The 12926-nt window shown below is 70.1% G+C and carries 10 protein-coding genes; all 10 read right to left on the reverse strand.

What is annotated here, in order from left to right:
• Positions 1–125: 125 nt before the first annotated feature.
• From AC3A5N_RS12835 to AC3A5N_RS12880, 10 genes are read right to left on the reverse strand one after another with little or no spacing between them, the layout of a single operon-like run.
• The gene (locus tag AC3A5N_RS12835; protein ID WP_487737722.1) at positions 126–2024 is read right to left on the reverse strand and encodes an XrtA/PEP-CTERM system amidotransferase; all 1899 of its coding nucleotides are present in this window, start codon (positions 2022–2024) and stop codon (positions 126–128) included.
• Between the two features lie 9 nt (positions 2025–2033).
• Entirely contained in the window at positions 2034–3554 is a 1521-nt protein-coding gene (gene xrtA, locus AC3A5N_RS12840; RefSeq protein WP_487737723.1) for an exosortase A, read from the reverse strand.
• Positions 3555–3582: 28 nt separating this feature from the next.
• Complete coding sequence (locus tag AC3A5N_RS12845; protein ID WP_487737912.1) at positions 3583–4812, reverse strand: TIGR03087 family PEP-CTERM/XrtA system glycosyltransferase; 1230 nt, start codon at positions 4810–4812, stop codon at positions 3583–3585.
• 2 nt (positions 4813–4814) lie between these two features.
• Complete coding sequence (locus AC3A5N_RS12850; protein WP_487737724.1) at positions 4815–5873, reverse strand: FemAB family XrtA/PEP-CTERM system-associated protein; 1059 nt, start codon at positions 5871–5873, stop codon at positions 4815–4817.
• The gene (locus tag AC3A5N_RS12855) at positions 5870–6727 is read right to left on the reverse strand and encodes an XrtA system polysaccharide deacetylase (protein WP_487737913.1); all 858 of its coding nucleotides are present in this window, start codon (positions 6725–6727) and stop codon (positions 5870–5872) included. Before AC3A5N_RS12855 ends, AC3A5N_RS12850 begins: the two co-directional genes overlap by 4 nt.
• A 25-nt stretch (positions 6728–6752) precedes the next feature.
• Positions 6753–7922: an XrtA/PEP-CTERM system-associated ATPase gene (locus tag AC3A5N_RS12860; RefSeq protein WP_487737725.1), complete on the reverse strand. Its 1170-nt coding sequence runs from the start codon at positions 7920–7922 to the stop codon at positions 6753–6755.
• A 13-nt stretch (positions 7923–7935) separates the two neighbouring features.
• On the reverse strand, positions 7936–9582 hold the full coding sequence (locus AC3A5N_RS12865) for a preprotein translocase subunit YajC (RefSeq protein WP_487737726.1): 1647 nt from the start codon (positions 9580–9582) through the stop codon (positions 7936–7938).
• 4 nt (positions 9583–9586) lie between these two features.
• Entirely contained in the window at positions 9587–10621 is a 1035-nt protein-coding gene (locus tag AC3A5N_RS12870) for a capsular biosynthesis protein (protein ID WP_487737727.1), read from the reverse strand.
• A 10-nt stretch (positions 10622–10631) separates the two neighbouring features.
• Entirely contained in the window at positions 10632–12152 is a 1521-nt protein-coding gene (locus tag AC3A5N_RS12875; RefSeq protein WP_487737728.1) for an XrtA system polysaccharide chain length determinant, read from the reverse strand.
• Between the two features lie 16 nt (positions 12153–12168).
• Positions 12169–12813 (reverse strand): XrtA/PEP-CTERM system exopolysaccharide export protein, encoded by a 645-nt coding sequence (locus AC3A5N_RS12880; RefSeq protein ID WP_487737729.1) that lies wholly within the window; start codon positions 12811–12813, stop codon positions 12169–12171.
• Positions 12814–12926: the final 113 nt, after the last annotated feature.

A 12926-nucleotide genomic window follows, 5' to 3' on the forward strand; every position in this document is an offset into this window, starting at 1 on the left:
GCTTTTCTGCGGCATCCCCCCGATTTCGGGAAGCGTAATCGACACGCGAGTCAATTGGCAAACAATTAATTAACTTTGCTGACAGCCGGTCCCGATCCGGGGCACGCCCGAAAAATCGCGCGACGCTAATCCGATATACCGAGCCGATCGAGCGAGCGGTCGAGCATCAGGAGCTGCCACAAGAGCCGCGAATGGTCCGAGCGGCCGGCGATATGCGCCTCGGCGATCGTGCCGAGCCGGATCTCGTCGAACCAGCCGGTGCGGGCCAGCCGCGCACCGCTCGCGATCGCGCGCGCTTCGCCGGCGAGCGGGCCGCGCAGCCACTGCGCGATAGGCGTGACGAAGCCCTGCTTGGGGCGGAAGAGCACGTCATCGGGCAGGTAGCGGCGCATCGTGTGCTTGAGCAGCCACTTGCCCTGGCGCCCTCTGATCCGCTCGCGCTGCGGCAACTGGGCGGCGAACTCGATCAGTCGGTGGTCGAGCAGCGGCTCGCGCGCTTCGAGACCAACGTTCATGCTCGTGCGGTCGACCTTGGTCAGGATGTCGCCGGGCAGCCAGAACTTGAGATCGGCATACTGCGCACGGTCGAGCCCGCTGCGGGCCGGCGCCGAGCGCATCATCTCCACCAGCGGATCTTCGGCACGGTAGCCGCCGATCTCGCGTGCGAAGCGGTCCGTATAGAGTGTCGCGCGGAGCTCCGGTGGAACCACGCCGAGCGCGCGGGCGTATCCCGCTGCCCCGTCGTCGGCGAGCGACTGGAAGGTCGTCTTGGCGCGGAGCGGGCGCGGCGCCCAGTCGGCCTTGGGCCAGATCGCGCCGAGGCCGCCGAACACCGGGCGCCGCAGTGCGGCGGGGAGCACGGCGCGCGCCTGCTCCTCGCGGGCATGGAAGATCTGGCGGCGGTAGCCGGCGAAAGCTTCGTCGGCTCCGTCGCCGGAAAGCGCCACTGTCACCTTCTCGCGCGCAAGTTGACACACGCGCCAGGTCGGCAGCGCGGAGGCGTCGGCGAAGGGCTCGTCGAACATGCCGGCGAGCCGGTCCACGGCGGAAAAGTCATCGGGATCGACCATGCGGCTGCGGTGGTCGGTACCGAAGCGCAGCGCGACCTGCTCGGCATAGGCCGTCTCGTCGAGCGCCGCGACGTCGAAGCCGATCGAACAGGTCTTCACCGGATCGCGGCTCGATTCCGCCATCAGCGCGACCACAGAGGACGAATCCACTCCACCGGACAGAAAGGCACCGAGCGGCACATCAGCGACCATGCGCGATGTCACCGCCTCTCGCATGTGGTGCAGAAGTTCGGCGGAAAGATCCGCGGTCGAGCCCGACCGGCGACGGGTGAAATCGACGTCCCACCACTGCACCGGCGGCGGCGGGGAAGTCTCGTGCCGGAGCAAGCGGTAGTGGCCGGCCGGCAGCTTCTCGACGCCCTTCAGGATCGAGCGGTGGTCGGGGACGTAGCCCCAGGCGAGATAGTCCTCGACCGCCAGCGGATCGGCCTCCCGCCGCAGCAGCGGGTGCGCGAGCAGACCCTTGAGCTCCGAGGCGAAGGCGAGGCTTCCGTCGCTCAGGTGCGCCATGAACAGCGGCTTCACCCCCAGGCGGTCGCGCGCGAGCAGCAGTTCGCGCCGGCGTGCGTCGTAGAGCGCGAAGGCGAACATGCCGTGGAGGCGCGGCAGGCACTCGACGCCCCAGCGGGCCCAAGCGGCGAGGATCACCTCGGTATCGCCGTCGGTGCGGAACTGCGCGCCTTCGCTCGCGAGCTCGCGCCGCAACTCGCGGTAGTTGTAGATCTCACCGTTGAAGACGATCGTCGCGCGCCCGTCGGCCGAATGCATCGGCTGCGGCGAACCCGCGACATCGATGATCGAGAGGCGGCGATGGCCTAGCCCGACGCCGGGTCCGGTCCAGACTCCCGACCCGTCAGGCCCACGGTGCGCGAGCGCGTCGGACATGCGGCCGACCCGCTCCGGATCGACCGGCTTGGGAATGCCGCAATGAAAGATCCCGGCGATGCCGCACATGCGCGGCCTCTATCGCAGGCCGGCGACGCGGTCCATCCACGCGCCGCGCTCGCCGATGGCGGCGGTGAACCGATCGATGACCTGCGTGGCCTCGGCTGCCGGACGGCCCTCGACCGAGAGGATCAGCGTCGCGGTCGGGCGCCGGCGCAGCAGCAGGCGGTCGCGCATGGTCGCAAGCTTGAGCCGCGCCGCGCTGCCGGTGGTGAGATCGCCCTTGCGATAGCTCGTCTCGGCAACCCGGACGAGCCGCCCGTAGGCGAGAAGGACATCGCCCGCCGCGTCGGCCGAACTCCGCCCCGGCTCCAGCCAGCGCCACGGCGTTTCGGGCACGAGCGCGCCCTCCCCGTAAGCCGAGGCGTCGCGCCTGTCGTCCTGCGCCGGATAGAGCGCGTAGAACACGTCGATCTCGTCCCCGGCGGTGTTGCGGTAGCGGCCGATCAGCCGATGCGCCGCGCCGCTTGCGCGCGGCTGCCAGGCGACCTCAGGTGCATAGGCGAGCTGCTGCCAGCCAGCGACCTCGGGCAAGGCGATCGCCGGCGGCACCTGCGCCTCGACTCGCGAAGCGAGCGTGGCCCAGAGGCCGAAGCCGAGCGCCAGCCCAACGATCGCGCCAAGCGCTGTGTTGGCGCCGAGCGAGGCGCGCTCCAGCATGCCGAGGAACGGCGAGCGGCGGAGCGCTTCGGGATCGATCGCCGGCTCGTCCGGCTCGCGGTCGAACCAGCGCCATGACACGGCGAGCAGCACGGCGACGACGAAGGCGAAGAAGACCCAGCCGTAGACGATGTGGTCGAACCCTTCGGCGAATGCGATCCCCTGCGACTGCGCGATGTAGATCGTCCCCCAGGCGCGCACGCCGTTGGCGAGGATCGGCAGCGCCAGCGCGAAGGCAAGGAACGCCGTGCGGCGCGGCCAGCTCCGGAAGCAGGTCTGCGCGATCAGCACGCCGAGCGCGAGCATGGCCACAAGGAACTGCACGCCCGAGCAGGCTTCGGCCACTTCGAACAGGCCGACCGGCGTGTCGATGAAGACGCCCTCGATCACCGCGGGAATCCCGCTGGCATGCGTGAGCCAGATGACGATGTCGGCGGTCACCATCTGCAGGGTCGGCACGAGCTCGTCGCCGAACGGCACGAGGAACAGCATGTAGGCGAGCGGGAACACCAGCCCCGCCGCGACCCGCGGTCCGAGCAGCGCGATCACGGCCGAAGGAAGCGCGAGGACCGCGCCGAGCTGGCTCGCGCTGTTGAGCCCCGCGAGCGTGCCGAGCAGCCAGAGGAACAGCGATCCCGCGACCAGCGCCAGCCCGGGCCACCAGGCGCGCGGCGTCAGCTCCGCCAGTTCGCGGCGGCGGTTCCACACCAGCCATCCGACGATCGGGGGGACGAACAGGACGTGGTTGTAAGTCGAGACGTTCCACCACTTGTCGGCCATCGCCAGCCAGTCGCGGCCGGTGAGGAGCACGAGCGCGAGCCAGGCGGCGGCGAGACGGGTCAGCGGGCCGCGCCACGCGGCCGGAACCCGGGCGAACATCCCCTCGCCCGCAAGCGGTAGGCTCGCCTCAGGCGGCATCGCGGCGCGCCTCCGCCCGGCGCGCGCCGACGATCCCGCCGAGCGGGGCGAGCATGGCGGCCCAGCCCTGATGCTCCACCACGTAGCGGCGTGCGGCGTCGCCCATGGCACCGGCGGCGGCCGCGTCTTGCAGCAGCGCAAGTGTGCGGTCGATCAATGCCCGGTCGTCGGCTCCGACGGCGAAGTGCTCGCCGTCATGCGCATCGATCCCGGTCGCAGCCTCGGGCGAGAGGACGACCGGCCGCGCCATGGCCATGGCCTCCAGCACCTTGTTCTGAATGCCGCGCGCGATCTCGAGCGGGGCGAGCACCGCGTCTGCGGCCGCGAGGAACGGGCGCACGTCGGGCACTTCGCCCCAGACGCGAACCCCGCCCTGCCCGTCGAGCCGCCGCAGCTGCGGCACGGGCGCGCGGCCGACGACGTGGAAACTGGCCCCCGGGTGCGCCTTCCGGATCTCCGGAAGCAACCGCTCCGCCGTGCGGAGCACCGCGGCGACGTTGGGCGCATAGTCCATCTGGCCGGTGAACACGAGGTGCGGCCCCGGCTGCGCCGCAAGCTCCGGCTGCGGCATAGCTGCCAGTGGATCGAAAGCCGCCGTGTCGATCCCGTTGCGCAGCGCTTCGATGCGCACGCCCGCCGGGTCGCGCAGGCGGGAGCGGAACAGCGCCGCCTCGGCTTCGCTGACCAACAGCGTGCAATGGGCGCGGTGCGCCAGCCGCTCTTCCTCTAGCGCGAGCAGGCGCGCCTCGCGCCGGTCGATCCATGCGCGCAGGCCGCCTTGCTGGCCGTAGGCCTCGAACTTGGCCGAATCGACGTCGCACAGGTCGATCACCACGCGCCCGCCGAAGTCCGGCGGGATGTATTGCCCCATCTGCCCGGAGAACACGAAGACCGTCCCGATGGGCCGCTTCGCCAGCGTGCCCGCGATCCAGCGGCGGAGGCCGGCATGGTCGAAGGCCGCGAGGCTGACCGGCAGGCCCCTGGCCAGCGCCTCGATACCCGCAAGCGGCAGCGGCTTTGCGCGGCGCGCGAGGAAATGGCTTGCGGCGATCCCCGCCAGCTCGCTCTCCTGCGCTAGGTCGCCGTCGGTCTCTGCGAGACAGCCGACGTGGACGGGCGCGATCTCGGCCAGCCGCTTCAGCAGATGGTGCGAGCGGATCTTGTCCCCGCGGTCGGGCGGAAACGGCACGCGGTGCGCGAGGAAGAGGATCTCTCCCAGCATCAGCCCAGCCCCCGCGCGATCGGCGGACCGATGCGGTTGGCGAGCGCGAGCGGCAGGCGCTTCCACAGTGCGATCTTGGCCGAGTAGGCATCGCTGGTTGGATCGACGTCGCGCCTGGCGGTGCCCGGCGCGGTCCAGCTCGCATAGGCGAGCGGCTGCGGCTCGAAGCCCCAGTTCTTCTTGTAGGCGGCCGGCCCGCTGCCGGTCTTCGAACGGCCGAAGTCGAACCGCAGGCATCCGCGCCGACGGGCATGCAGCATGAGCTCGAAGTACATCCGCTCGTTCGCCCGCAACGCACGGGCCGCGAATGTGCCGCCGCCCCAGTAGGGGAGCACGGTACCGGCATGATAGAACGACAGCACGCTCGCCGCCGGCTGCCCCGCGTGGAGCACGGTAAGGACGTCACCGTCGAGCTCGTCCAGTACCGCATCGAACAGCGCGCGCGGGAATACCGGCGTGCCGAGATTGCGGACGCTTTCGGCATAGACCGCGTAGTGCGCCGCCCGGTCCGCCTCGTCACGCCCGATGCGGACCTCGAGATCGCCTTGCAGGCTCTTGCGCACTTCCGCGCGCTGCTTGCGCGGAACGGCGAGAAGCTGCGCCTCGTCGTCCGCCGCGAGATCGGCGACGAACCCGAGGTGCGCGTCGTCGCGCAGGTCCCAGTCCGGCGGGGGCACACCGCCCCGCAGCTCCACCGTCGCGCAACTGCGCCGCTGCGCCAGCTCCTCGGCCGCGCGGGCGAGCGCCGCCGCGGCGCGGTCGTCCTCCGCCAGAATGCCGCCGCCGACCGCGAAACCGCTCGACACGAGCGCGCGGCCGAAGATCGGGGAGTGGATCTCGCTCAGCGGCAACCAGCCGACGAGGTTGCCGTGCCGCTCCGCCACGAGGCCGAGCGCCTGCTGGCCAGTGCCGCGCTCCACCGCGCGGAGCCAGGCCGGGCGATGGAACACCGCCCCGCCCCGCTCCGCGACGAAGCGCTCGATCCGTGCGACTTCGCCCGCATCGCGCAAGTCCGCGAGCGAGACCGCGACCGCAGCCGGAGCGAAAGGCGCGTTCATGCCGCCAGCGGCACCGCGCGCGCGGCTTCGCGCTGCGCGATCTCGTCCATGCGCCCCCAGGCGAACTCGCGCACCAGGTCCCGCAGCTTGGGCGCCATGCGCTCGAGATTGGTGTAGTGGCGCAGGCGCGACTTGAGCGGTGCGCCGGGCACCCGCGGCTGATCGGGATCGATCTCCCACGGGTGGAAGTAGAACACGGCCGGGCGGCTGTCGCGGCGGTTCACCTGCCGGATCGCCCAGCGCGAGAAGCCGTACGGCAGCACGCGGAAGAACCCGCCGCCGCCAGCCGCCAGACGCTTGCCGCCGAACGTCGCGGTGGTCACCGGAATTTCGACGAGATCGGATCCGGGGAGCGGGTGGAACGCGAAGCGCGGCGCCTCGCGCCAGCCGTAGTGGTCGTGCGCGACCGGCGCGACGCTGGAGGAGTAGGCATAGCCCTGCTCGGCCAACTCGAGATAGGCCCAGGGGGTGCGCTGATCGATCGAGAAGCTCGGCGCACGATAGCCGGTCACCGCTACGCCGCCCGCATCCTCGAGCGTCGCGCGTGCGCGCCGGATGTCGGCGGCGAACTGCGTCCGGTCGAAGGTGAAGACCCGCGCATGGTCGTAGCCGTGGCTCGCGAGTTCGTGGCCCGCCTCGACGATCCGCCGCATCAGGGCGCCATTGCGCTCGGCGACCCAGCCCAGCGTGAAGAAGGTCGCCTTGACCTCGGCCTCCGCGAACAGGTCGAGGATGCGCAGCACGTTGTCCTCGACGCGCAGCGCGAGATCGTCCCAATCGCCGCGCGCGATCACTTTCTCGAACGCGCCGACCTGGAACCAGTCCTCGACGTCGACCGACAGGCCGTTGACGATGCGGTGCCCCTCCACGCGCGCCTCCTCAGGCCGCGGCGCGCGGGAGCTGCCCGGTTTCAACCCACTCGATCAGCATGGTGAGGACCTCGCGCACCGAGCGCTCCTGTTCGTCGAGCCGCCGACCGAAGGCGTCGATGCGGGCGACGAGTTCCTCGTTCTGCGCGCTGCCGTCCTGCTCCGCCGCCTGCGACAGTTCGATCACCGCCTGCTGCAGTTCCGCGATCTGGGCGTCGCGTTCGGCGAGCATGGCCTCGAAATCGACCGCAGGGGCCGGCGCCGGCGCTGCGGGCGCGGCTTCGGGATAGACGGCGTGCTTGATCGGGCCCGGGCCGGGCGCGGGTGCGAGCTTGGGCAGCGGGCCCGGCACGGCCTCGGGAAAGGCGTTGTCGCTCTGCATTTCCTTGAGCACGGCGCTCAGCATCGCGCTGTCGATCCGCGTGCGCTGCTCGACGGCGCCGAGCAGCAGCAGCCGCGTCGCCACCTGGTTGACCTTGCGCGGGATGCCGCCGGCCGCCTGGTGGAGCTCGGCGAAGACGCGCTGGTCGAACTCGGGATTGCCCTGCCAGCCGACGCATTCGAGGCGGTGCTTGATGTAGGGCTCGATCTCCCCCGGCTCCATCGGCTCGAGGTGATGGGCGGCGATCACGCGCTGGCGGAGCTGCTCGAGATCCTGATGCTCGGCGAGCACCTGGCGGAACTCAGGCTGGCCCAGCAGCAGGGTCTGCAGCAGCGGGTGTGCGCCGAGCTGGAAGTTCGACAGCATCCGCAGCTCTTCCAGCGCCTCGACGCTGAGGTTCTGCGATTCGTCGACCACCAGCATGCAGCGCCGGCCCGCGCGCGCTTCCTCGTGCAGGAAGCTCTCGATCGCGCCGAGGGCGCTGGCCTTGTCGTGCCCCTGGACGTCGAGGCCGAAGCTCTGCGCGACGACGTGGACCAGTTCCTCGCCGTCGAGGTTGCTGGTGACCACCTGGCCGACCGTCATGTGATTGCGGTCGATCTTCTGCATCAGGTGCGCGACGAGCGTGGACTTGCCCGCGCCGACCTCACCGGTGATGACGATGAAGCCCTCGCCCTGCGCCATGCCATAGCCGAGGTAGGACAGCGCCTTGCGGTGCGTCGTGCTCTCGAAATAGAAATTGGGGTCGGGGGTCAGCTGGAAGGGGCGACCCGTTAGCCCGTAAAAGTCGTCGAACATCGCTTCAAACCCCTCAGAAATCGTATCGCAGGCCGAGCAGTGCGGAGGCCGATGTGTAGTTCTCGATCGCGGCGTCGCTATCGAGATGGTCGATCGCCACGGCGGCGCGGGCCGACAGGCGGTCGGTGATCGCGCGGCGGTAGGCGGCCGATGCGCCGAGCGCGAGGACCTCGCCGCTGTCGACGAAACCGCTGTCGATCCGGCTCGCATAGGCATTGGCGTCGAAGCTCGCGTCGCGGCCGAGCTGGGCGGACAGGTAGTAGCTGACCCAGTAGGCCTCATCGACCACGCCATTGGCGGAAGCGAGCACGGTGCCCGGCGCGGCGATGAACTTGCGCCGCTGGTAGCCGGCGCCGACGCCGGTGTTGATCCGGCCGAGCTGCACGCCGTAACTCGCCGCGATGCCGCGCGAGCGGAACACGGCCGAGCGCACCGAGCCGAGCACGCCGGCGAGGCAGCTCGCGCCCTCCTCGCCCCCGACGCAGCCGGTGAAGTCGCCGCTGAGCGCATTGCGCGCCGCGGTGAACTGGGTCGGCAGGTTGGCAAGCGCTGTGTTGAGCAGCCCGCCGAAGCCGGAAATCGTGTCGTAGACGGCCACGTTGACGCTGCTGCGCGAGTTCGGCGCCCAGGCGAACGTGCCGTAGTAGGTGGTGGAATCGTAGCGCCGGCCGACGTGCGCCTCGAGCGCAGTGCGTGTGCTCGGGCGCCACATGACGCCGACGTCCCAGATCAGGCCGTTCGCCTCGTAGGCGATCCGCCGCGGCTCGCTGTCGTCGGTGACGAAGCGGCCATCGCTGCCCACCACCGGAATGCCGTCGGCATCGCGCACGGCGTCGCGGCTCGATACCTCGACATCCTCGTACCCGACGCCGCCGACGAGCGCGAGATCGCGGGACACCGGCACCTGCACGTCGGCGCGCACGAAGCGGTCCTGCACGCGCTGGTCGAGGTTGGAGACGTCCTCCTGCACCCAGCCGCCGCCAACGCCGAGGCCGACGGGCAGCGGCTCGCCCGGGCGCGTGCCGACATGGAAGCCGGCGACTTGCACCACGCTCTCGTCGAACACGTCCACGGGCGCAGCGCCGGGCGCGACGACGAGGGCATCGGGCGCTTCGACGCGGGTGTAGCCGATGCGGTAGTTGGCGTTGATCTCGACGTCGCCCGCGCTCGTGTGGAGGTTCGGGCCGGCGTAGGCGGAATAGATGCGGCTCTCGCTGTCGTCGCCGACTAGCGGGTTGAGCGTCGCGCCGCCGTTGCCGTCGACCCGCGTGCGTGCGGCGAGCGCCCCGCCCTCGATGGTCAGCGCGCGCGGCACGATCGTGGCATAGCCGCGCGCGACGCCGCTCAGCGTATCGGAATCGAGCGCTTCGTCGCCGTAGCCGATGTTGCGTTCGTAGCGCAGCGAGACCGAACCGCCGTTGTTGCGGCCTGTCACGCTGGCGTCGACGCCCGCGGCAACCTGCGTGTAGGTGACCATATCGTCGCCAGGCGAAAGCTCGGCGACAAGCACCTGCGAGGCTTCGATGTAAGGATTGATGCTGACGCGCCGGTCGCCGCGCCCCTCGCTCGCTTCTTCGGTCGCAGTCTGCTGCGCGCAGACCGGCGCCGCCAGGGCGAGCGCGGCTATCGCGCAGGCCGGGGCGAGGAAAGTGCGGGTCATCGCCTTACTCCCCGTAGCCATAGTAGGTGCCGAACTTGCGGCCGCTGGGGCTGAAGTGGGCGGCGTTGAGCACGAGCTTGACGTCCGGGCAGCCGGACAGGAGCTCGGCCGCGTCCTCCAGCGCGCTCTGCGCCGTCGAGTCCGCGCGCGCCACCAGGATCGCCTGGCCGACGTGCTTCGCCAGCTCGGCCGCCGGCGAGGCCGCGAGCGCGGGCGGCGAATCGAAGATCAGGATCCGGTTGGGCGCGCCCATGCTCAGTCGGTCGAGCACCTCGACGGTCCGGCGGCTGGCGAGGTATTCGCTGTCGGCATTGGTCTGGTTGCCCGCGGGGAGCACCCACAGGCCCGGAATGTCGGTGCCGATCACGAGGTCTTCGGGCGGAACGTTGTCGTTCGCCAGGCAGTCCATGAAGCCTGGCCCCTTGGGCAGGCCGAAGGTTGAGAGGATCGAGGGCTTGGCGAAATCAGCGTCGATCAGCAGGACCTCGCTGTCGCGTTCGGCGGCGAGCGCGATCGCGAGATTGCTGGCGCAGAAGGTCTTGCCCTCGCCCGGATGCGGCGAACAGACGAGGATGCGGCGCGAGCGTGCGGTGCCCGCGGCATGCGCGCTTTCGAGCACGCGGCGCTTCACGATGCGGAACTCCTCCATCAGCGCGTTCACGGCGCCGTCGGGAACGATCAGACCCTGCTCGCGCAGCAGTTCACGGTCGACCGGGAAACGCTTGCCCTGGAGGGCGACGGCGCCGACCTGCCGCTCGACCACCACCTGCGACGGCGCGACCGGTGCGGGAAGGCTCTCCGGCACGGTCTCTTCGGCCGGCGGCTGGGCGGAGGCTTCAGGCGCGGGCTCGACCGCGGCGGTGTCTGCCGCCTCGTCCGTCCGGCGCACCTTGGCGCGCTTCATCGGCGCATCGGGCAGCCGGTGCGGCACGGGCGCGGCCTTGAACGGGTCGAAGCCGAACGCGCCGCTCGCGCGCTCCAGCAGCGAGCTTTCCTTGGGCCCTTCCGGCGGGACGGGAATCTTCTTGTGTTCGGTCATGTCCCTCTCCTCACCCGATCATGCCGACCTGGACGAATTCGACCGCGAGCAGCAGCACGCAGAGCCCGCCCAGCGAGGCGCACCCGGCGACGAACATCTTCATCCGCTTGCGCGCGATCGCCCGCGTCGCGTCGGTAAAGGTGTGCGAAATGGTGCCGATCACCGGCAGTCCCAGGGACCGCTCGAGCTTGGCGCCGGTAGCGAACGTCGAGCGTACCTGGCTGAGCGCGAAGGCAACGCCACCGCCTGCGCCGACCCCGAGGATCAGCACCCCGATCAGCAGGATCGGGCGATTGGGCGCAGCGGGTGCGCGCGGCGTCGAGGGCGGATCAACCACGTCGAAGCGGAACGAGCTGCGCTCGCTCTCGACCTGGCTGCGCAGCCGCATCTCCTCACGGTTCTGCAGCAACTCGTCGTACTTCTGCTTGAGCACTTCGTAGTCGCGGCTGATCCGGTTGGCCTCGGCCGCGACGGCGGGCTCGTCGGCCTGGATCGCCATCATGCCGGTGAGATCGGCCTGGAGCGCGGCCTTGCGCGCCATCAGTGCCTGGACGTTGGCCTCCCGCTCGGCGCGGATCGCGACCAGCGAGCTGTAGGCCGGGTTGGCGGTGCCCGAAGCATTCGGCCCTTCGCGCGCCGCCTGCCGTTCGAGCAGCTCGACCTGGCGCTTGAGTGCGGCAACATCGGGGTGGTTGTCGGTCAGGCCGCGCGCCTGGAGCCCTGCGAGCTGCGAGCGCGCCTGCATCAGCGCGCCGCGCGCGCCGCCGGCCTCGCCTGCCGTCACCAGCGTGCGCGGAGTGCCTGCGATCTGGCCCTGGATCGCCGCCAGCGCGCTCTGCGCGGCGGCGAGATCCGCATCGACGCCGCGCATCTCGGCACGCAGGGTCTGGACCTTGGCGGAAAGTGAGGTCGTGCCGCCGACCAGCTCGGGATGCTCAGCTTCGAATACGAGCCGCCGCTGTTCGGCAGCTTCGAGCTCGCGCTTGCGGTCTTCGAGCTGCTGCTCGATGAAGATGAGCGTCTCGGCCAGCTCGCCGCGACTGCCGGCGATGTTTTCCTCGCGGAAGATATCGATCATCTTCTGCACCACGTCCTGCGCCAGCGCGGCGTTCTCCGCGTCGGAGAGGCTCGACTTGCCGACCTGGGCGGTGATTTCGAACAGGTTGCCCTCGGTGCTCACCACCTTGATCTTCTCGGCCAGGCCGCCGACGGCGCGTTCCATCTGCGACGGAGTGGTCACGCCCTCGCCCAGCTTGGTGGACCGCACGACTTTCTCGAGGTTGACCGAGCTCAGGAGCGTCTTGCGCACGCGCTCGATCTCGTCCTTGCCCGCGCTGACTATGCCGATCTGCTGCGCCAGCACGTCGTCGAGCTGGACGAACACGCGCGCTTTCGATTCGTAGGTGTTGGGGATCGTCGCCACGGCGAGCCACCCCAGGATGCACACGCCCCACGCGACCGCGAGCACCAGCCAGCGCCGATGCCACGCCGAATAGAGCGCCGCCTGCAGTTCCTCGAAGACCTCGTTCATGCGCCCGGCGCCTTTCTCAGAACATGCTTTCGGGGATGATGATCACGTCGCCCGGCTGGAGCATGACGTTGGCGCGGCTGTCGCCGTTCTTGAGCAGGTCGCCGAGCCGCAGCGCAAATTCGCGCTGACGGCCGGCCTGCTTGTCGAAGCGGATCAGCTTGGCGCGATTACCCGCGGCAAATTCGCTGAGGCCGCCGACCGCGATCATCGCATCGAGCACGGTCATGTTCGCGCGGTAGGGAATCGATGCCGGCTGCTCGGTCGCGCCGACGATGCGGATCTGCTGGCTGAACGTGCCCGCGAACTGGGTCACGATCACAGAGACCAGCGGCTCCTCGATATATTGCGAGAGCTGCAGGCGGATGTCTTCGGCCAGCATCGCCGGCGTCTTGCCGACTGCCGGCATGTCCGCGACCAGCGGCGTGGTGATGCGACCGTCGGGGCGGACCTGGATCTTCTCGGCGCCGAGCTCGGGATTGCGCCAGACGTGGATCGTCAGCTCGTCGAGCGGCCCGATGACATATTCCTCGCCCGGCCCTTCCTGCATCGCGACGAACGAGGCAGGGGGCAACTGGGCGCCGCCACCGCCGGCGCAGCCTGCGAGCGATAGGGCCGCCAGCGCAGTGCCGGCGAGCGCTTTGGAAAGTCGGGCGATGGGCATCGATGCACGTCCTTGCCTGTCTTGCGGGCACGACATGCGGAACGGAGGAACGGCCTCCCCTTCCGCACTCGCGGTTCAAGGGAGGCTTCCTCGCCAAAAAGGGTGAAAATACT

The sequence above is a fragment of the Pelagerythrobacter sp. Soil_C_18 genome, from assembly GCF_057657235.1.